The following is a 19,225-nucleotide window of genomic DNA, read 5'->3' as shown; positions in this document are numbered from 1 at the left end:
GGTCAGGCTTCGGTCAGGACGAAACCGAGCTCATACGCTTTCTCCCGCAGGATTCGACCTTGTTTGGCCTGCTTGTAGGTTGGCCTTCTGTCGCGGTTCGCCAGCTTCCCGAGCGAAAAGGACAGGCTCCGCTGCCACGGCTGCAGGTTTTCAGTTATCTTGGCCCAGTTCGCGATAGCGAACCATTCCTCCGAGGTGATCTTCGCTACCTCCTCAATCAATTCGTCCTCGTTTCCATAAGCTTCCGCTTGATCAGCGACCTTTCGTGTCACCGTCCGACTACCGGCCATGGGTAGGAGGTCCGCCTGCAGTGACTGCGGTATCGGGAGATTGAGCGCCCGAACGGCTTTCCAGCATGCCTCTTTTTTGCAGTATTCGGTCACATTCTGCTGCCCTGGTGGCTTAGAGATATGATCGAAGACATATGGCGAGATCACTTCAATCGCCTGTGCGAGGGGTGGTGATAGCCTTTGCTCTTCCCAGACTCTCTCAAGATCGATCCTCTGGGCAGTGTGGTGACTTAACCAAGCCAACGTATATGTGACGATATTGGCCTTGTAGCCACCGAATTGCTGCGCGCGAACGATCTTGTCCGCCTGCTTGAACAGGATTGCTTTAGCGACCAGTCGCTTGAATATGGACTCATCGGGAATACCAGCGCCTTGCTCTTCTCGCCGCTGCATGAACTCCGCAAAGTTCTTTTGCGCACCACGGCTCACCAAATGCGGTAGCTGTTGCCAAGTATGTTCAAACTTTGCAACGTCGGTTTTCGCGAACCGCTGGGTAGACGGATTCTCGGCCCGAAACACACGCTTGCGTGCCGGTGTCTCTGCACGCGAAAGCTGGTCCATGTATTGGCCACGCGAACGCTCGTAGAACCAGCGGGTTTGCTTCTGGGATCCATCTACTGCTGGTGCCCAGATCCGACGAGAGAGTTTCTCGAGTTCAACGTGAAACGGATCGTTGGAAGAGAAGTCTGCTGTTGTGACCCGATTCTGAGTGTTCGAATACTCAGAGATTAACGGAGCAATCATGTCAACGTCGTTGGGGTTCAGGATCTCGGTGATTTTGATAGGAACCCAGACTTCGTCAACATCGACCTTGTCTTTCTTCCACGTATTGAAAATAGAGCCTGTCGTCTGTCCACCATTAACAATTTGTAATTCGTGCAATTTGCGGATCAATACGACGTCATGATCAAGCTCGTCGTAGTCGCAGCGTGTACAGGTCGCTGAGAGTCCATTATTGTACGCAACGAACATCTCCGGCTCTTCATTTAACGTCGCGCGAATGCCCTTGTTGACCTTGCCGCGAGCCTGGAGAAAGGTGCGCACGTTTCGTTCAAGAAGTCTCGGCCCGAATTTGCGGTACAGATTGAGAAGCGCACGCCCGTTTATTGCGCCTACGTAACAGTCATAGCGTTCGCTTTGTTCCTGCACCTTGAACATGCGAAAAGGCTCGCCGCAAACATCGACTACATTGACCTCCAGATATGAGCTATGGGCGCCAGAAGCCGTACTTCTATAAAGGCGGGTCAAATCCCAAATATTACTGATGACCTCCCGACCATCGAGCTCTTCGGGTGGTAGCTCGGCTACTTTCGTATCCCCATCCGAAAACAGATGAATTTTTACAATTTCTATTGAAGGCCATGCTTGTCGAATAGAGAGCGCCATATCAAATGCTTCGGATGACTCCTCTACTTTACGGTATAGGTCTGCTACAGAAGCAACAACGAAGCTCTTCGCGCGCCTTAGAGCAGTCGCCACTTCGCTCTTGGGCAACGTATATCTATCGCCATTCAATCGAGCGCGAGTCGTGAAGATCTCGAGCCTTGACAGGTCGTCACTCAGATAGAAACCCGATGCCTCTATGCCGGATTTGCGAATGAAACATTGGGACCCACCTTCAATTTCCCCAAGCTCTGCCAGCTCATGAATCGCCCATTCAGTAAACGCCTCTGAACGAAGTAGGCCGTCGTCTTGTGCATCGGCCTCTGCCATTACGGTCTGGCACAAATCGACGTAGAACTGTTCGATTAGCTCCTTATCGTCCATCACTCGCTTCTTTGAAATCGATTAATGGTCCCGCGAGAAATTCCTCCAACGCGCTCAGCGACAACTTGTATCGAACATCGTGAATTGAGCTTGGCAGATCGCTGCGTGTGAGCTTGGGGAATGAATCCGTAACGCAGTATTGGGATAGTGTCTTGGGCGTGAAAAAGAACATATCCACGATTGACGACTGATCAATATAACCGTACTTGGCTAACCCAGTGCGAAACGCCAACAACGCTTCCCTATTAGCGCCCAGCCGATCAGTAAGTTTATCAACCAGCTCGTCGACCGAAATTCCGACCTGTTCGTCGATTCGTAGCGCGATTACAGTTAAGAAGAGTTCCGCGAGACCAGTCGCGTCCAGTTGGTCCTCGCCCGAGATTCTGACTTCTAACCGTCGGCCCGCGAAAGATTTGACTTCCCACGCACGATCGCCAATCTGGAAATCATGCGTGCTGTGCTGGCTGTTCCAGCCTGAAACCGCCGATTCTGGATAGTCTTCAAGGAGAATCCGGTCGAGGAATAGCAGCTCGGCGAAAAGGCCTTGTTGCGCCTGACGGCTAAGACCTTCAGCGGCTGATGTTCTGAACGCAGCGGACCATTTCCCTAGGACCTCCTCAACAGTTTCTGGCGCTGTCTGAGACTTGGCATCGTAGAGGTGGTTTGCCAGGTCCTGGGTGAACCAGACAAAAATCTCCTCGAAGTCCGGATCTCTTACCCTGAGGCGTAGGCCCCTGTTTGGGGCATGGTCGGAAATGGATGCCCGCATGCACTGTGGTATCGTCGCCATCCTTTCCCAGTTTTCCGGGAAGACCGTAGCTATTCGTACAGCGAAGTCACGAGGACCCTTCTGAAGAAGCACCTCTACGTCGCAATCCGCCCTGACCAGCCGCTCAAGCGATTGGCCGGTGTCCTCCGCCTCTTTGCGCAGCTGGTCCCACAGCGTTATTACGTCAGTCCACATCAAACATGTCCTGCATGTAGTTCTGTTCGAATACCTTGTTGACCCGGAAAGCGATCTGATGGCCGTTCCTTGAATTCGGGAAGCTCACCACGAAGCCGATAAGCGGTACTTGCAGGTCTTCCGCCTCGATCGGGTAAATAATAAGCAGGCCCGTCGCAGGATTCCGCTGAGCCCGGATGTAGGGCGCTGAGGGTGTTCCCTCTGTGCCAGCCTCCGCTTTGGCGGATACGATCTGACTCTCGGTCAAGTCGACCATTTCATGTGTTGGGCTCAAAACGGTTTTGACCGTGTAGCGCCCGTCCGCGGACCGATAGTCATTGGTATTGATGTTGACGCGTTTTGTGAGGTTCGTATTGATGCCGGCTATTTCGAAGGCCCTGCCGCGACCACCGGTGGCAAGCGCAATTGTCCACTCCGTCAGTTCACCCTCTGCTCGAACCATCTCGTTGATGTATTGAGCAATCAGGCTTGTGTTTGATGTTACTACCGTGGGCGGTACGGTGAGATTGTCGAGAAAGCGGCTGACTTCACGTCCGCTCTGGTCCAACCACAGCGTCAGTCCCGACCGAGTCTCAGAGGAGGCCTGACGTTTATGAATGAAGTCCTCGGTATGACGAAAGTTCTGAAGAACGACATCGTCCGTGCAATCGAAAGTTGTCGAAATCGCGGTGGTATTGTTGTAACCCGCTTTATGCTCTTTCGCGGCACGCATCTTGGCTGGACCTGTAATCATCATGCCATCGGGGTGAGTTGCGACTCGTAAGCCGAAGTCTTCTGGAGTCGCCTTGATAGCCGCCATACGGTCGAATTCGTCTCGCAATTTTGCCATTGCGCCAGCGACGTGCTGGAACCAGCCAACCAAGCTCGGTGTTGTGTACAGTCGACAAACGTCTGCGTAGCCATTTCGGTACCCGAACCAACGACCCATCTGGAGTAGCGTGTCGTACATCTTCGAGGCACGCAGAAAGTAACTGACCGTCAGGCCCTCGAGCGTTAAGCCGCGAGAAAGCTTGTCTCCCCCGACGGCAATTACGTTCAGTCCATCTGTGTGATCCAGATAGTCGAGCACGTCTCCGGCGGATCCATTGATTTCGCGAGTTTCTATCTTCTCTATAGCAGGCAGTAGATGGGAATCGACAATAGCCCATTCGAGATCTTCACAGTCCTCGAGGTCCAGGAGTGCAGCGGCGGACCGGCACTCACGGCGGAACTTGTCATCGTATTTCCGTCTCAACTGTGCGCGGAGGGTTGAATCGCTGTCATATCGAATCGATTGAATGCATTCGAGTACGAATTCATGCACTAGCTCATAGACTTGATGCTGCACATCCGTAAACCGCGTTACGTGAATGAGCATAGAGTTATGCGCAGAAATCTGACCGCGGCCAGCCCTTATTGAGCACGCCAGGAAGAAGTCGAGGATGGCTTCCTTAAGAGAGGCCGGTAAGGACCTAACAACGAGATCCTTTTTGTGTTTTGGCGGGAAAATCGTCTGTGCGTCATGTACATATGCGATCTGGACAAGGTCGTCGTCCTGATCGCCGCCGTTTCCTAGCCCGAAGAACCGCTCCGCGCCGATATAGTTGCTTGGTGGGTGGACATTCCGGATAAAGCTGCGCGGAAAAAGATCCTCCTTCGCTATCGCCTCCTTTGTCTCGTTGTGGATGAAGATGTTTGCAAACGGAGTAGCCGTATATCCGACGTAAGCCGAACGGCTGAAAAGACCCAGGATTTCTCGAATTTTCTTGTTGATTGCCGTTGGGTCACGGTCCGGGATGACGTTGCCATTCTCGTCGACATAGTCAGCAGTGTTAACAGAGGCATAGTCAGCTTCGTCGTCGATCAAAAGCAAAGGCGCATCGCGAACCACCCGCGACCCGTCGGACAGCGGGTCAGCGAAGGTCCGCAGCCACACAATGAGGTTTTCCAGTATGCTTTTGTTCTTCTTGATGCAAAGGATATTCGGGTCTCCCCCGAGCCCTATTAAGGTACCTTCAACCGCGGATTTCCGAAAATCACCATTATCGTTGCTGGTTGTCAGGCTGTTTACGACAGGGCGAATGTGTTTGGGGGGCAGGTTCCCTACACCGATCTTCTGGCTTCTAGCGCTTTCTTGTTCGAGGTTTCTCGCGTAGCGGGTGTCAAATCCGAGGACACCCTCGTCGATGCGGATCTGGGTTTGCGCGCGGAGATTGTTATGGGCCCCAGCAAGAATTACGATGAGTTTGTAGCCGGCATCGATTGCCTTGCATATAAGGCCAATGTAGTTTGCCGTCTTCCCTGACTGAACGTCACCAACAATCAGTCCACGTCGATCCCAATCATTGGTGTCTTTAGGGTCACGCAGAAGGTCCAGAACACGGTCGGTGGATACGTCCAGCTTGCGCAATGCTGATAGAGGAAGCCCGCGTTTCTCTGCGAGGAAAGTGTAATAGCGCTTCCAGTATTGTTTTTCTGCTTCTGCGAATCGCGTGGCGACCCAGGGTCTGTAGCTCGTGTCAGCATCCGCCAGTATTTCTGTGTCGTCTGGCACTGTGACATTGATCATCGACCGCGCGATTTTGACGACTCTGTCCGGCTCGAGATGACCGAAGGCAGGGCTCAGGAGTAGCTGGTCGACCTTGGTCTGCAGTGTCTCGAGCGATATAGGGTCCTCCTCGGCGCGGGCGAGGTCTATCGCTATTCGCGCGACTGCCTCAAGCTCCATCTTCCACCTCGGCCATTAATGTCTCGGCAAGATAGTCATGCTGATCAAATGGTTCTACTGCGAGGAGTAATTGAATAGCGTCCGTATGCGAGTGCCCGTACCGCTCTCGGTAGTGCTGGACCAGAAGCCGGGCGGTTTGCAAGAGTTCCGGGTCCCTTTCACCCTCGAACGGAAGCCTATGGCACTCGGGCGTTTCCACTTCATTAAAGTAGATCTTGTTTACCGGGATGCTCTCTTCGACGAGCGTCAAGAGTTTCTGCAAGGTGTCCCTTCCCGTCCTGTCAAGCATTTCATGGAGCTCCTCGACGAGCGGGTACTTTCGATTGATACGGTACGAGATCTTCTCGGCTTTCTTTTGCGGCTGCCACAGCAGGACCGCCTTTCGCCTGGATGGTGATGCGATTATTTTTCCGCGATGTCCATAGACATCTTTCGCTTGCCTTCTCGCCCGTTTAGCAATTCGCCGTAAGTCATCTCTGATCGCGATTGGAGGTTGAGCGCGAGACTTGCGAACGTCGATGTCCCAGAGGTGATCCTGTCGATTAGAGATATCGAGCTTGATTCGGGCAAGTTTGTAATGCTCTTCTTGGCGGAAGCCCAATCCGAGCCAAGATCCTGAGACAAGCAATCGCCGATTGCGATAGATGTAAAATCCTTGTTGCGCGTTCCATCCCTTAATCCCTCCGGCAGTCCGGTGTGCAGCCACGGAGGCAAAGCCGCTTTGATGAGGGAGAATGTAAGGCTCAATATGTACCATTCCTTCGTCAATACGCAGGTGTTCATCCGGAAGTAATTGCGTCTTGGGATGTTTCGCCAGGAACGGATCCCACGGCTCAATCGGCTGGGAACCTGTTACCTCCGGGTTGATTGTGATCGTAAGTTCTTTAGGCTTTGACAGGAAGCGATGAAAGACGGTACCGAGATAACTTGAGACTTCGTCGGCTTGGCTTAGAAACTCTTTTTTCCGGACTTTCTCTGAGGCAGAGCCTGAGAACATGTTGTCCAGCTTCTCAAGCACTACCAAGGTGCCTGTGGCGCCCGGAGGCAGATGAGCCATATCCGCTGGTGTCAAGTAGGAATCCCCACGAAGTAGCCGCCACTCATTGGTTGCTTCTATGTGATCAAGGTCCCAGCACCGGGATACCAGTTCGTCAGTTGCTGATCTTGTGGCAACGATCAGGCGCCGAGCCTGAGAGAATGACGCCGTCTTCAGGCCAAGGCCGAATCGCCCAAGATCATCGAGATCCCTCTCAAGACAAGGGTTGACCGCGCCGAGCCGTAGGGCATCAACTAATTCGACCGGCGTCATGCCATGGCCATTGTCCGAAATCGAGATTCTTGGCTGCCCCGAGTTCCATTCAAACCGAATGTCTACTCTGTTGGCTTTCGCGGTGATGCTGTTATCGACCAAGTCGGCTACAGCGGTTGTTAGGCTGTAACCAAACGCTCTGAGCGAGTTGACGAGCGCCGCAGGATTGGGCGGTGCTAGCTCCGCTTGCGAATTGGGCATCTCTGCCTTGGATGCGTCGCTCATCGATCCTTCGTGCCACATCGTTCGCAGCATAGTCGGGTGGGTAGCATGCTTCCGACTGAGGCCAGCCCGAATACAACGTATGGATAGTAAACGAATATGTTACGGAGGATCTTGCGCTTCGTCACATTTGTGGTGGAAGGATCTGGGACGATCTCCACAGCACCGTCTCTTGAGCTTTAGACGGTGGAGATTTTTCGGGAGCCTTACCCGCATGCTCAACATTTCAAACGGAATTCTCAAGCGGCACTGGCAGAGACGGCCAGCTCTGGTGGCCTCAGGTCACTTGGCCGCCGCGCCAGACCATGTCAAATAGCCATTCGATTAGCCGCCCGAGGAGACTCTCGTCGAGGATATCCCGCGTGCGGCCGAAGGCCCATTCACACCCTTCGGCAATGATGGCCTGTAGGGGTGGGTCACCTGACCGGAGAAAGCCGGCAACTCTGCGACGTTTCGGCGTTGTGTTAGACCAACTCGATGCAACTAATGAGCTCTATTCTATTTCGACGCAGGGATTGCTTGGCCTTCTGCTGGCTGAGCTTAGACCCTACTGGGTGAGTAGAGAACACTTGGTGCATTACTCACCTATTCGGTGGACTCTTGAATATTTTCTCCGCTATCCCTCTTCAGCTCTTCACTAGGCGCAATTTCTCTGGCCAACCGCTCTTCCAGATAGTCCATACGGATCTCCAGCTCTTGAAGCTTAGCTTCATCCGCGGATATGCCTTTCGCAATATCCATGACCGGCGGGAGGATTAGAGCGAAAAGGGCTACTAAGACGGCCAAGCCGGATCCAATTATCGTTACAAAAGCAGCCAAACGTGGCATCCCGAAGATTGCAGGTGCGATTTCATTTGCTAGAGATCCAATATTCAAGAAAGAGCTAGAGAAAACGTGTCTGCTCTGCAAAACCTCAGATTTATATCCGCTAACAGTCTTCTTGGCTCCTTGAGCCGTTGTTCCTTTATGCTCGAAGAAGACCGTCCTGAAGAAGTGATCGCCTTTCTCAATGGTGAAATTCGTGTTACTGAAGTTGATCACCGCAGTGGAGAGTGGACCTTCATAACCAGGATCGACCATACCCACTGTAAGTGTCAATAGGCCCTTCTTGGTCCATGTCGTTCTTAGAGTTGTTATCCCCGTTACGTTGTCGGGTAAGTGGAACTGCTCTTGGGATATCAACCAGACTATGCCGCGCGGCGGTAACAGATAGCGATCAGTTTCCCTTTCCCCTGACGGCGTTATGATCGTCCCAATTGTGGCATCATAAGTGCTGTCCCGGTACCCGGGCGATTGTTTGCAGACTATTTCAGAACCGTCTTGGATGATCCCTTTCTCGTGTAGCTCGTCCTTGGTGAGTAGACGCATATTCTTCCCCTTGCAAAAGCCTAGAGTTGTAGCGTGAACTTCCACTCAATTACTGCGCAAGATACTGCCCTTTTGAAAATGGCTTGGGCAGAAGCGCAGAAAACCGACGATCCCAAAGCGCGAGTCGATACCCGTGCAGCGGTTGGGGCTGTGATCTTTCGTGACGGGCGTATTTTGGCGAAATCAGCCAATCGTTTGCCACCTTCGATACGTGGATCGTACAAGATACGTTCGGCTATTGCTGAGGAGCGGTATCACTTCCTGGAGCACGCTGAGAGATGCGCGATTCACGATGGGGCATTAGCGGGGGAGAGCCTCAAAGGAGCGACTATTTATTGCACTCGGTTTCCGTGCAGTGACTGCGCACGGGCCATAGTTTATTCGGGTATCGAGAGAATCGTAGTACCAACAGGGTTTTCCAAAGAGGCCGGTTGGATGCAGTCGCAGAGATTTGCATTGCAGCTCTTTCGATTGAGTGACGTGACGGTGCGGTACTTACCAGCTGCCGACTCCGCCGAAGGTTAGATCCATTCCGCGCAAGAGTAGCTATTGAGGCTGAGCATTTTGGCTATTGTGAGGTAGTAGGTAAGAAGAAAGCAGCTGAAGAGAGCTTGGAGACTAGGTCCGGTTAGTTGACGAGGCATCGGTCGATGATGAAGCTACCAGATTGGTATTCTCGCGGATGACTGAGAGGTACGAACAAGACGCTGTGTTGTGCTGAGATGCTCATTCAAGGTGATTGACGCTGATCAAGGAAGAACTTGAACGTTGTGGACGAAACTCTCCAAGAGTGTGCGCCGCTCCGTTATCATCGCGTCGTGGCTATCAGCCCCCGTTAAAAACGCGAAGACGGTCCTATCACTGTCAACATCTATCTAGCCGAGCTGCGATCCAAAAATTCCTTCCTCGTCATCCCCCTCCATCCGCTGACGCCCGCCCGAAAGCATCCCTGGTCGCGGTAACTGAATCCTCCGACACCCTCAACCTTCTGGTAGTCAGTCTAGTCAGAAGCCCTGCCTGCCCCACCGCACAGATCTGCAGATCCCCGGTCCGCCAGAAGGGGTTTTCCTCATCGCCGATATCGGCATTTTCGTAGGCGATGTTTCGGAGGAAGGCCTTCAAGCCCGTCGTACCGATGTCCGCTGCGAGCTGGCGGAAGCTCAGTGCTCAGCACGCGAGTGCCGCCAGTCGTCCGCTCCGGTATGCTCACGCGACAGACGAGTCCGGTGCCCCCCCATCCTATGAACGAACCCCCCGTCGCCGACTGGGTCATCGCATCCAAACTGGCTCCATCGGTCAGGCTGCGCCAGCCGGTGGGGCGGGAAGGTCTGCTCTCGCGGCTGGACGAGATTCTCACGGCTCGCGCCGGGCTCGTGCATGCGCCGGCCGGTTGCGGCAAGAGTGCGCTGCTGGCGGAGTGGCGTGAGTCGCTGTTGTCCCGGTCGATACCCGTCGCCTGGTACTCGGTGGACGAGTACGACCAGGATCCTTTCCAGTTTCTCACCTATCTGACGGAGGCCTGCCGGGCCGCCGGGTTTTCCGCCGGATTCGAGTTTCCGGATTCGCGGCAGGGCTTCTCCAACTCTCCGTCGGTCGCGGTGCGGGCTGCCGTGGTGACGGCGCTCGGCCGGTGCCGCGGACCCCATGTCATCATCCTGGACGATTTCCATCGTGCCGATGCCCCGGAGATCCGGGACCTGGTCCACATGCTGCTGGCCGATCTGCCGGAAGACATCCACCTGGTGATCAGCTCGCGGGAGTATCCGGAGAAGCTCTCGCTCGCCGACCTGCGTATGCGCGAAGCGCTGGTCGAGGTCGATCAGGCGGATCTCCGGTTTTCGGTTGCCGAGATCGAGACCTTCCTCGGGTCTCTGGTGCAACCGGGCGACATGGAGGGCTGGGCCGAAGAGCTCTTCGAACGCACCGAGGGCTGGCCCGTCGCCTTGCAGACCGTGCGGCTGTGGCTGGCGGAAGGCGCGACGATGGAGGACACGCTGCGGGAGGTCTCCGGCCGCAGCTCCGATCTGGTGGACTATTTCCTGGAGCAGGTGCTGAACAACCTCAGCGCCGAGGAGCAGCGCTTCCTGCTGCGCACCTCGATCCTCGAGCGGGTGAACGGCGAACTCGGCGATCTGCTCTGCGGGCGCCACGATTCCTGGCAGATACTGGAGCGCCTCGAGCGTCGCGACCAGTTCGTGCATGCGCTGGATCGCGACCGCGCGTGGTATCGCTACCACCGCCTCTTCTCGGAGTTCCTGCAGGAGCGGCTGCGCCGTCAGTCCGAGGCGAAGCTCCGTGAGCTGCACGGCATGGCGGCCGGCTGGTTCGGCGAGCACGGCCATACCCAGGAGGCCGTGCAGCACGCACTCGGCTGCGGCGATCCGGAGCGGATCGCGGGCCTGCTGGAGTCGCTCGGCGGCTGGCACTATGCGCTGCTCGGCCACGTGGGCATCGTCGAGCATGCGATGTCGAAGATCCCGGCGGAGGTGACGCAGCGCTATCCCAGGGTCTGGCTCGCGAGGATGTTCCTGACTGCGCGTATCGGTGAGGTTGCCGCGGCGGAACGGGAGTTCGGCGAGTTCGCGGCCCGGTATCTGGATCAGCCATCCACCGACCGGCAGCTCGAGTGCGAGGGGCGGCTGATGGAGAGTCTGCTCGCGCGCTATGGAGACCGCGACATCGGCGAGAGCGAGGTGCGCAAGCTCGAGCGGCTCGGCGAGACGCTGGCCAACGATAACCACGTGATGAAGGCGGTCTGCTACAACCTGCTGTGTGCGCTGTACGGGCGGACCGGACGGCTGGAGGAGGCGATGGCCGCGGGCGACCAGGCGATCATGCACTTCCGCCGGATGGGCTCGCAGTGGGGCGAGGTGTTCATCTATTTCCACGAGGGCTGTGCCTGCATGGCCCAGGCGCGTCTCAGGGATGCCGAGGCGCTGTACCGGGAGGGCTACGAGCTGGCGGTGGAGAACTTCGGCTCCGGGCATGACTCTGCGGCCATCGGCCGGGCGTTCCTGGCGGAAGTGGAATACGAGAAGAACAATCTCTATGCCGCAGGCCAGCTGGTGGAGGAGGCGCTCGCGCACATCGAGCGGTTCGATGCCTGGTTCGACGTGTACCTGGCGGCGTATTCGACGGCGCTGAAGATCGCGCGGGCGAGACGCGATGCCGCCGCCCAGCAGAACATCGTGCGCCGGGCGAAGTCGACCGCCGTCAATCGCGGCATCACGCGGCTCGCTCTGGCCATCGACCTGCTGCAGGCGGGGTACGGTGAGTTGCCGCCGGGCGACGGCGGCAACGTCGGTGCCGTGCAGGACCACAACGGATCGACCGATCCGGTCATGCATCACCTGCACATCTGGCGGGCGGGACGCGCTCTGCTGGCCGCCGGACAGTACGACCGCGCCGCGCGTCTGCTCGCGCCCGAGGCCGACCGGGCGCGGCGGCGGCGGCATCACCGTTCGCTGATCACGCTGTCGCTGTTGCTGGCGGCGGCGCTGTGGAAGCTGGGGCGCCAGGAGGAGGCCCATGCCGCCTTCGAGGCCGCGCTCGCGCCGGCCCTGTTCGAGGGGCTGAAACGGCCGTTCCTCGACGAGAGCGACGTGCTGGCGGACGTGATCGCCGAGCTGGCCGCCGCCTCGGAGCGGCGCCGCGGCAACCGGCTCCGCGACGTTTTCCTCACCGAGCTGGCCACCGAGATGCGGAGCGCCGCCCGCCGCGCCGGCGAGGCGGAATCCGCCCTGAGTCCCCGCGAACAGGAGGTGCTGCGCTTCCTGATTCAGGGCCGCTCGAACCGGGAGATCGCCGATGCGATGGACCTCTCCATCAACACGGTCAAGTTCCATATGAAGAACATCTTCGGCAAACTGGGCGTGAACTCCCGGAAAGATGCCGTTTCCGCCACCATCCGGCGCCGCCTCCTCTGAGCCCGCCCGGAGGCCTGACCTACCCGATCGGATACCCCACCCTACCCGGGGCAGGTGTTCTGCGACCGGGAGGCCCGATGCAAGGTTCCTCAGTCAGCGGGGTAAGGCGGGGAGTACGCATCAGTGATCCGTATCGGCGTGGATGTGGGCGGCACCAATACCGATGCTGTCGTCATGGACGGCAGGACCGTGCTGTCGACCCATAAGGCTCCCACCTCGGCCAACGTGAGCGACGGCATCATCGCGGCCATCCGCGAAGTGCAGAGGGCCGCGGACATCGATGCCGGGCGCATCTCCGGCGTCATGATCGGCACGACCCATTTCACCAACGCCTTCGTCCAGCGGAACGACCTGCTGCCCGTCGGCGTGATCCGGATTGCCATGCCCTCGACCCGCGGCCTGCCGCCGCTGACCGACTGGCCGGAGGACATCGCCGCGGTGGTCGGCTCCGCCCATTACCTGATCCGCGGCGGCTACCAGTTCGACGGACGCATCGCCGATCCCCTGGACGAGCAGGCGGTGGCGGAGGCGGCCAGAGACATCCGCCGGAAGGGCCTGAAGACGGTGGCGGTGACCGGCCTCTTCTCGCCGGTGAACGCGGACATGGAGCAGCGCGCCGAGGAGATCGTCCTGAGCGAGTTCCCGGAGGCCCAGGTGACCGTGTCCTCGCGCATCGGCCGCATGGGCATCCTGGAGCGCGAGAACGCGGCGATCATGAACGCGAGTCTCGCCGACCTCTCCGCCAGGGTGCTCGCCTCCTTCCGTTCCGCACTCGAGCAGCTGCGCATCGAGGCGCCATTCTTCGTCAGCCAGAACGACGGCACGCTCATGAGCGCGGACTTCGTGGAGAAGTATCCGGTGCTCACGTTCGCCTCCGGCCCCACGAACAGCATGCGCGGTGCGGCCTACCTGTCGGGCCTGAAGGATGCCCTGGTCGCCGACATCGGCGGCACCACGACGGACTTCGGGATGCTGACCAATGGTTTTCCGCGCGAGTCCTCCATCACCGTGGACATCGGCGGCGTGCGGACCAATTTCCGCATGCCCGATATCCTGGCCGTGGGCCTCGGCGGCGGTTCGCTCGTCGCCGGCGATGCGGACGGCGGTATCCGGATCGGGCCGCGCTCGGTGGGTTACCGACTGCGCGAGGAGGCGAAGGTGTTCGGCGGCGATACGCTCTGCGCCACCGACATCGCCGTGGCGGCCGGCGATGCGGACATCGGCGATGCCTCCCGGGTGGCCGATCTCGACGCCGGCCTGGTGAAGGCCGCGCGCCGCCGTATCCATCAGATGATCGCCGAAGGCGTGGACCGCATGAAGACCAGCGGCGACCCGATCCCGCTGATCCTGGTGGGCGGCGGTGCGGTGCTGGTGGCCGAGCAGATCCCGGGCACCTCGGAGATGATCGTCCCGGAACATGCCGGCGTCGCCAATGCCATCGGCGCCTCGATCGCCCAGGTGAGCGGCGAGACGGACCGCATCTTCGCCTACGAGGCCGTGGGGCGCGAGCAGGCGCTGGAGACGGCACGCGAGGAGGCCATCGAGCGTGCGGTCGCGGCCGGCGCGGATGCGGACACGCTGCAGGTGATCGAACAGGAGGAGATCCCGCTGGCCTACATGCCCGGCGGGGCCGTGCGGATTCGCCTCAAGGTGGCGGGCGAACTCGCCGCTTCCCTGACGGCTGATGAGGGCTGAGCGTTATGGAGATCACGACCGAGGACCTGCACCACATCTCGACCGGCGCCGCCTTCCTCGGCACGGGTGGCGGCGGCGATCCGTACATCGGCCGGCTGCTCGCGCTGAATGCGATAAAGGAGCACGGGGCGCCGAAGATCGTCGATGCGGAGACGATCGACGACGATGCCGTGGTCTTCACGATCGCGATGCTCGGCGTGCCCGCGGTGCTCGGCGAGAAGGCGGCCTGCGGGGATGACGTGGACCTCGCGATAGAGCGTCTTTCGCAGCGCTACGGCCGCAAGCCTGACGCGCTGGTCGGCATCGAGATCGGCGGGCTGAATTCCCTGATACCCGTGATGGCGGCGGCCCGCCTGGGATTGCCGCTGATCGACGCCGACGGCATGGGGCGCGCCTTCCCCGAGATCCAGATGGTCACCTTCAACATTTTCGGGGTGCCCTGCACGCCGCTGTCGGTGACGGACGATCACCTGACATCGGTGATCGTCGATACCGCGGACGCGAAGTCGGCCGAGGACCTGGTCCGCATCACCTCGGTCCACCTCGGCTGCAGCGTGATCATATCCAGCTACCCGATGAGCGGCGCCGATCTCAAACGCAGCGCCGTGCGCGGCACGCTGACCCTCGCCATGGAGATCGGCCGGGCCATCGAGCGAGGCCGCCGGGAGGGCGACCCGGTAGAGACACTGGTGGAGTACCTGCGCACCACCCCCTATTACAATCACTGCAAGGTGCTGTTCGACGGCAAGGTGGCGGACATCCAGCGCGAGACGAAGGCCGGATTCTCCGTGGGTCATTGCCACCTGGCCGCACTGGACGGCTCGGGCCGGAAGATGGAGGTGACCTTCCAGAACGAGCACCTCGTCGCCCGCGAGGACGGCAGGACACGTGCCATCGTCCCGGACCTGATCAGCCTGGTGGACCGGGAGACGGCGACACCCATCACCGTCGAGAACCTGAAATACGGCCAGCGCGTGAAAGTCATCGCCACCAGCGCTGCACCGATCATGCGGCGGCCGGAGTCACTGGCCGTATTCGGCCCGCGCTGCTTCGGCATCGAAGAGGACTTCGTGCCGCTGGAAGAGATTCCGGACTGACCGGGAGGACGAGCATGACTACACCGAGAAAGACCATCATTCAGCTGATCACGCCGATCGTGACGCGCGGTATCCGCACGCTGGACGAGGTGGAGCCGTTCCTGCGCGACGATCTCGAGATCCGCCACAGCCTGATCGATCAGGGTCCCTCGTCCATCGAGAGCGAATTCGACGAGGCGCTCAGTCTGCCCGGGACGATCCGCAAGGCCATCGACGCCGAGCGCGAAGGCGCCAATGCCATCATCATCGACTGCATGGGCGACCCCGGGCTGCATGCCTGCCGCGAGGTGGTGTCCATCCCGGTCCTCGGGCCCTGCCAGACCGCGATGCATGTGGCCAGCACACTGGGCCACCGCTTCGCGTTCATCACCGTGCTCGAGCGGCTGAGGCCTCTGATCGACAATCTGGTCGCGACCTATGGCCTGACACACAACTACGCCTCCTTCCAGGCCGTCGACATCCCGGTCCTCGACATCAGCCACAGCATGGAGGCGCTGAACAAGGCGCTCACCGGGAAGGCGATCGCCGCCATCGAGGCGGACCATGCGGATTACATGATCCTCGGCTGCACCGGCTTCCTCGGCTGTGCTGACGCCATGAGTGCGGCCTTGCAGGAGGCCGGTCACGACGTCCCGGTCATCGACCCCATCCCGCTCGCGGTGCATATGGCCGACGCGTTGGTGAAGACCGGACTCAGCCACAGCAAGCTCGCCTATCCGCCGCCTTCCGTGAAGCAAATCGACGGCTACGACATGCCGGGATTCATGACGGACAAAGGCTGACACATTGATCTCACTATCCCCTGGAGTTAGCAACATGAAGACAATCCATTGGACCGCCATCGGCACTCTGACCTGTGCCTTGCTGCTGCCCAGCCAGGGGCACACGCAGACGGGTGATGCCACGCCGGCGCTGGAAGAGATCATCGTGACCGCGCAGAAGCGCGAGCAGAGCTTCAACGATGTCGGCCTCGCCGTCAGCGTGTTCAGCTCCGACGAGATCCGTGAGCTGCGCTTCTTCAAACCCGAAGACGTGGCGGCGCAGACACCCAACGTGAAGATCAACGAGACCCTCGCCAACAGCATCCCGAATGTGGTGATACGCGGTGTCGGTCTCAATGACTATGCGGTCAACAACAACCCGGCGGCCGGCATCTATGTGGACGAGGTGTACCTGGTGTCACCCGCCATGCTGACGTTCCAGTTGTTCGACCTCGAGCGTATCGAGGTGCTGAAAGGGCCGCAGGGGACCCTGTACGGACGCAATACTACGGCCGGCGCGGTGAACTTTATCAGCCGGAAGCCGACGGAGGACTTCAACGCGACGGCGACGCTCGACGTCGGCAATTACGACTTTGTCGGCGCGGAGGGCGCCATCGGCGGCCAGATCGTACCCGGGCTGAACGGGCGCTTCGCCGCACAGACCTACCAGCGGGGAGAGGGCCACCAGACCAACCGGCTGACCGGCGAGGACGTCGGCGAGATCGACCGCACTTCCTGGCGCGGGCTGCTCCAGTGGCAGCCGAACGACGAGATTACGGTACTGTTCAATGCGCACGGCGGCGAGGATCAGTCGGACGTCTGGCTGACCAAGGTCGACAACCCCTTCACCCCCGCGGATGACGATATTACGGATCCTTTCACGTCGGCCGCGTCCAACGAGTCGGAGATGGATCTCGATGCCCTGGGCGGCGCGCTGACCATCGACTGGGCGCTGTCCGACGCGCTGACGCTCACCTCCGTGACCGGCTTCGAGAAACTGCAGCGGCTGCACATCGAGGATCGCGACGCGTCGAGTCTCATCCAGCTGGATGGTGTCTTCCTGAATGAAGTCGAGCAGTTCTCGCAGGAACTGCGCGCCACGTACGCCAGCGGCGACTGGGTGCTGATCGGGGGCGCGTTCTACGGCAACGACGACGTGGAGACGCGCGACCGGTTTGACGCATCGGACCTGCTGCCGCTCCTGGGTCTGGCGGGGGTCGATGCCATCGGTAACGAGTACCGCCAGGAGACGGACTCCCAGGCCCTGTTCGTCCACTCGGAGTGGCAGTGGACGCCGGAATGGAAACTCACCGGCGGTCTGCGTTACACGACTGAAGATAAGGAGTTCAGCGACGCTTTCACCTACCTCATCGCCGGCGGAGCGGAGATCCAGGTCTTTCCCCCGGTCTCCAACGACTACGACGTGGACGACGTGTCGGGGAAGATTGCGGTCGACTACTCCGGGTTCGAGAACACGCTGGTCTACGCCAGCATCAGCAAGGGCTTCAAGTCCGGCGGCTTCCAGGGACAGCTGACATTCAACCCGGCCGATCTCACCGCGTTCGAGGAGGAGACGATGTATGCCTACGAGATAGGCACGAAGTCTCGCCTGCTGAACGACACGATGCAGCTGAACACGGCGGTTTTCTTCTATGACTACGAGGATCTCCAGTTCTACGGCGGTCTCTTCGACTCGCCCGTCGGCACACTGTTCGGTATCACCAACGTGGGTGACGCGGAGGTAACGGGCGCCGAGGCCGAGCTGTGGTGGCGCCCGGCGCAAGGGCTGGACGTGAGGCTGGGGCTGGGGCTCCTCGATACCGAAATCACGCGTTCGCAGGTGGCCGGCGTGGCGGAAGGGAGCGAACTGCCCAATTCACCCGAGCTGAGCTTCAACGCGCTCGTGCGCTATGAGTGGAACCTGACGCCGGATCTCGTCGCTGACGTCATGCTGGCTGCGGTCTACCAGGACGAGGTGACCTTCGACATCATCCGTGCGCCGGCCGAGGCCATCGAGGACAGCTACTGGCTGGCGGATGCCCGTATCGGCATCTCGAACGCCGACCGAAGCTGGAACGCGTTCCTGTGGGCGGAGAATCTCTTCGACGAGACCTATCGCACGCAGGTGCTGTTCTCCAGCGTCGGATTCGGCTCGAACTACGGTATGCCGCGGACGTACGGGATCGGGGCGACGTTCAATTGGCAGTAGCCTGCGCTGCCGGATCGGCAGGGGCCCGGTGAGTCAGCCGGGCCCGGCCGATGAACGTCTCCAGAAACTCCTGGCGTTTGCTTCTCATTAGCTGATAGGTCTCCGCCTCAGTCCAGAAGGCGAAGACGGTGATCGTCTCGTCACGTTCCACCCAGCCCACCTGCCACCCGAGGAATCCACTCGCGTCATCCCCCTCAATCCGCCCACTCCCGGTCTTCGTATAGAGCACAACCCCCGGCGCCACCTCCCGCGCCAATGCATCCCTGATCGCCGCGATCGACTCGGCCGACACCTCCAGCCGCCCGGTCGCAAGCCGCGTCAGGAACTCCACCTGCTCCACCGCACTGATCCGCAGATCCCCGGTCAGCCAGAAGGCATCGGCCTCGCCGCCGATGTCGGCATTGCCGTAGTCGATCTCCTGGAGGAAAGCCTGCATGCGAACCGGGCCGATGTCCGCCGCGAGCTGGCGGAAGAGGGGGACGGCGCTCATGTTGATGGCCCGGCGCAGCGGCTGATCCCGGTCCCAGCCGGCGGGCCACCAGTCCTCGGCCGGATAGCGTGCCGCGTTGTAGCGCATGACCGAATCCGCATCCGCGAGCAGGCCGGTCTCGAGGCCGAGCAGCGCATTGGCGATCTTGAAGGTGGAATAGGGCCGGCGCGGCTCGTCGCAGCGCTCCGGGTTACTTACGTACTCGCGGCCGCTCTCGAGTTCGTGGACGACGAGGCAGACGTCGTCGCGGTCGGCGTAGGTGGGCCAGTCGGCGGCGGCCGGGGTGGCGAGGAGGGCGAGGGCGAGGGTGAAGAAGGTGGGTGGGTTGGGTATTGGCATGGGCTTATCGGCTGGAGGTTGTTGCTCGATTCTCACCCGAATCATGTCTTCAGGTGTATTTCTTTACGCGGGATCCCGTTT

12 protein-coding genes are annotated in these 19,225 nt (G+C 59.5%); 6 read left to right on the top strand and 6 right to left on the bottom strand.

The window, feature by feature from the left end:
- Positions 1-2: 2 nt before the first annotated feature.
- From ACJMKZ_RS07280 to ACJMKZ_RS07260, 5 genes are all read right to left on the bottom strand, one after another.
- A complete protein-coding gene (locus tag ACJMKZ_RS07280) occupies positions 3-2,057 on the bottom strand; it encodes an AIPR family protein (protein ID WP_405232525.1) in 2,055 nt (684 codons plus the stop codon).
- Complete coding sequence (locus ACJMKZ_RS07275) at positions 2,047-3,021, bottom strand: PD-(D/E)XK motif protein (RefSeq protein WP_405232524.1); 975 nt, start codon at positions 3,019-3,021, stop codon at positions 2,047-2,049. The genes ACJMKZ_RS07280 and ACJMKZ_RS07275 overlap by 11 nt, the downstream gene beginning before the upstream one ends.
- Positions 3,011-5,728, bottom strand: a complete 2,718-nt coding sequence (locus ACJMKZ_RS07270) for a Z1 domain-containing protein (RefSeq protein ID WP_405232523.1) — start codon at positions 5,726-5,728, stop codon at positions 3,011-3,013. The genes ACJMKZ_RS07275 and ACJMKZ_RS07270 overlap by 11 nt, the downstream gene beginning before the upstream one ends.
- Positions 5,718-7,262, bottom strand: a complete 1,545-nt coding sequence (locus ACJMKZ_RS07265; RefSeq protein WP_405232522.1) for an ATP-binding protein — start codon at positions 7,260-7,262, stop codon at positions 5,718-5,720. The genes ACJMKZ_RS07270 and ACJMKZ_RS07265 overlap by 11 nt, the downstream gene beginning before the upstream one ends.
- Before the next feature lie 582 nt (positions 7,263-7,844).
- The gene (locus tag ACJMKZ_RS07260) at positions 7,845-8,627 is read right to left on the bottom strand and encodes a dCTP deaminase domain-containing protein (protein WP_405232521.1); all 783 of its coding nucleotides are present in this window, start codon (positions 8,625-8,627) and stop codon (positions 7,845-7,847) included.
- 33 nt (positions 8,628-8,660) lie between these two features.
- On the opposite strand from ACJMKZ_RS07260, the gene ACJMKZ_RS07255 reads away from it, so the two are divergent.
- From ACJMKZ_RS07255 to ACJMKZ_RS07230, 6 genes are all read left to right on the top strand, one after another.
- Entirely contained in the window at positions 8,661-9,152 is a 492-nt protein-coding gene (locus ACJMKZ_RS07255; protein ID WP_405232520.1) for a deoxycytidylate deaminase, read from the top strand.
- Positions 9,153-9,868: 716 nt separating this feature from the next.
- Positions 9,869-12,553: a LuxR C-terminal-related transcriptional regulator gene (locus ACJMKZ_RS07250; protein WP_405232519.1), complete on the top strand. Its 2,685-nt coding sequence runs from the start codon at positions 9,869-9,871 to the stop codon at positions 12,551-12,553.
- A 126-nt stretch (positions 12,554-12,679) separates the two neighbouring features.
- Entirely contained in the window at positions 12,680-14,248 is a 1,569-nt protein-coding gene (locus ACJMKZ_RS07245; RefSeq protein ID WP_405233153.1) for a hydantoinase/oxoprolinase N-terminal domain-containing protein, read from the top strand.
- Positions 14,249-14,253: 5 nt separating this feature from the next.
- On the top strand, positions 14,254-15,345 hold the full coding sequence (locus ACJMKZ_RS07240) for a DUF917 domain-containing protein (protein ID WP_405232518.1): 1,092 nt from the start codon (positions 14,254-14,256) through the stop codon (positions 15,343-15,345).
- A 14-nt stretch (positions 15,346-15,359) separates the two neighbouring features.
- Positions 15,360-16,127 (top strand): aspartate/glutamate racemase family protein, encoded by a 768-nt coding sequence (locus ACJMKZ_RS07235; protein WP_405232517.1) that lies wholly within the window; start codon positions 15,360-15,362, stop codon positions 16,125-16,127.
- Positions 16,128-16,161: 34 nt separating this feature from the next.
- A complete protein-coding gene (locus ACJMKZ_RS07230; RefSeq protein ID WP_405232516.1) occupies positions 16,162-18,315 on the top strand; it encodes a TonB-dependent receptor in 2,154 nt (717 codons plus the stop codon).
- On the opposite strand, the gene ACJMKZ_RS07225 is transcribed toward ACJMKZ_RS07230, so the two are convergent.
- Positions 18,302-19,144 carry a penicillin-binding transpeptidase domain-containing protein gene (locus ACJMKZ_RS07225; RefSeq protein WP_405232515.1) on the bottom strand — a complete coding sequence of 281 codons (843 nt, stop codon included), beginning with the start codon at positions 19,142-19,144 and terminating at the stop codon, positions 18,302-18,304. The two genes, ACJMKZ_RS07230 and ACJMKZ_RS07225, sit on opposite strands and share 14 nt — an antisense overlap.
- Positions 19,145-19,225: the final 81 nt, after the last annotated feature.

It is taken from the genome of Lentisalinibacter salinarum, assembly GCF_040706555.1.
Lineage (GTDB): Bacteria > Pseudomonadota > Gammaproteobacteria > Steroidobacterales > Woeseiaceae > Lentisalinibacter > Lentisalinibacter salinarum.
Note: the sequence above shows the minus strand (reverse complement) of the source record. Positions and strands in the feature narration are given on the sequence as shown.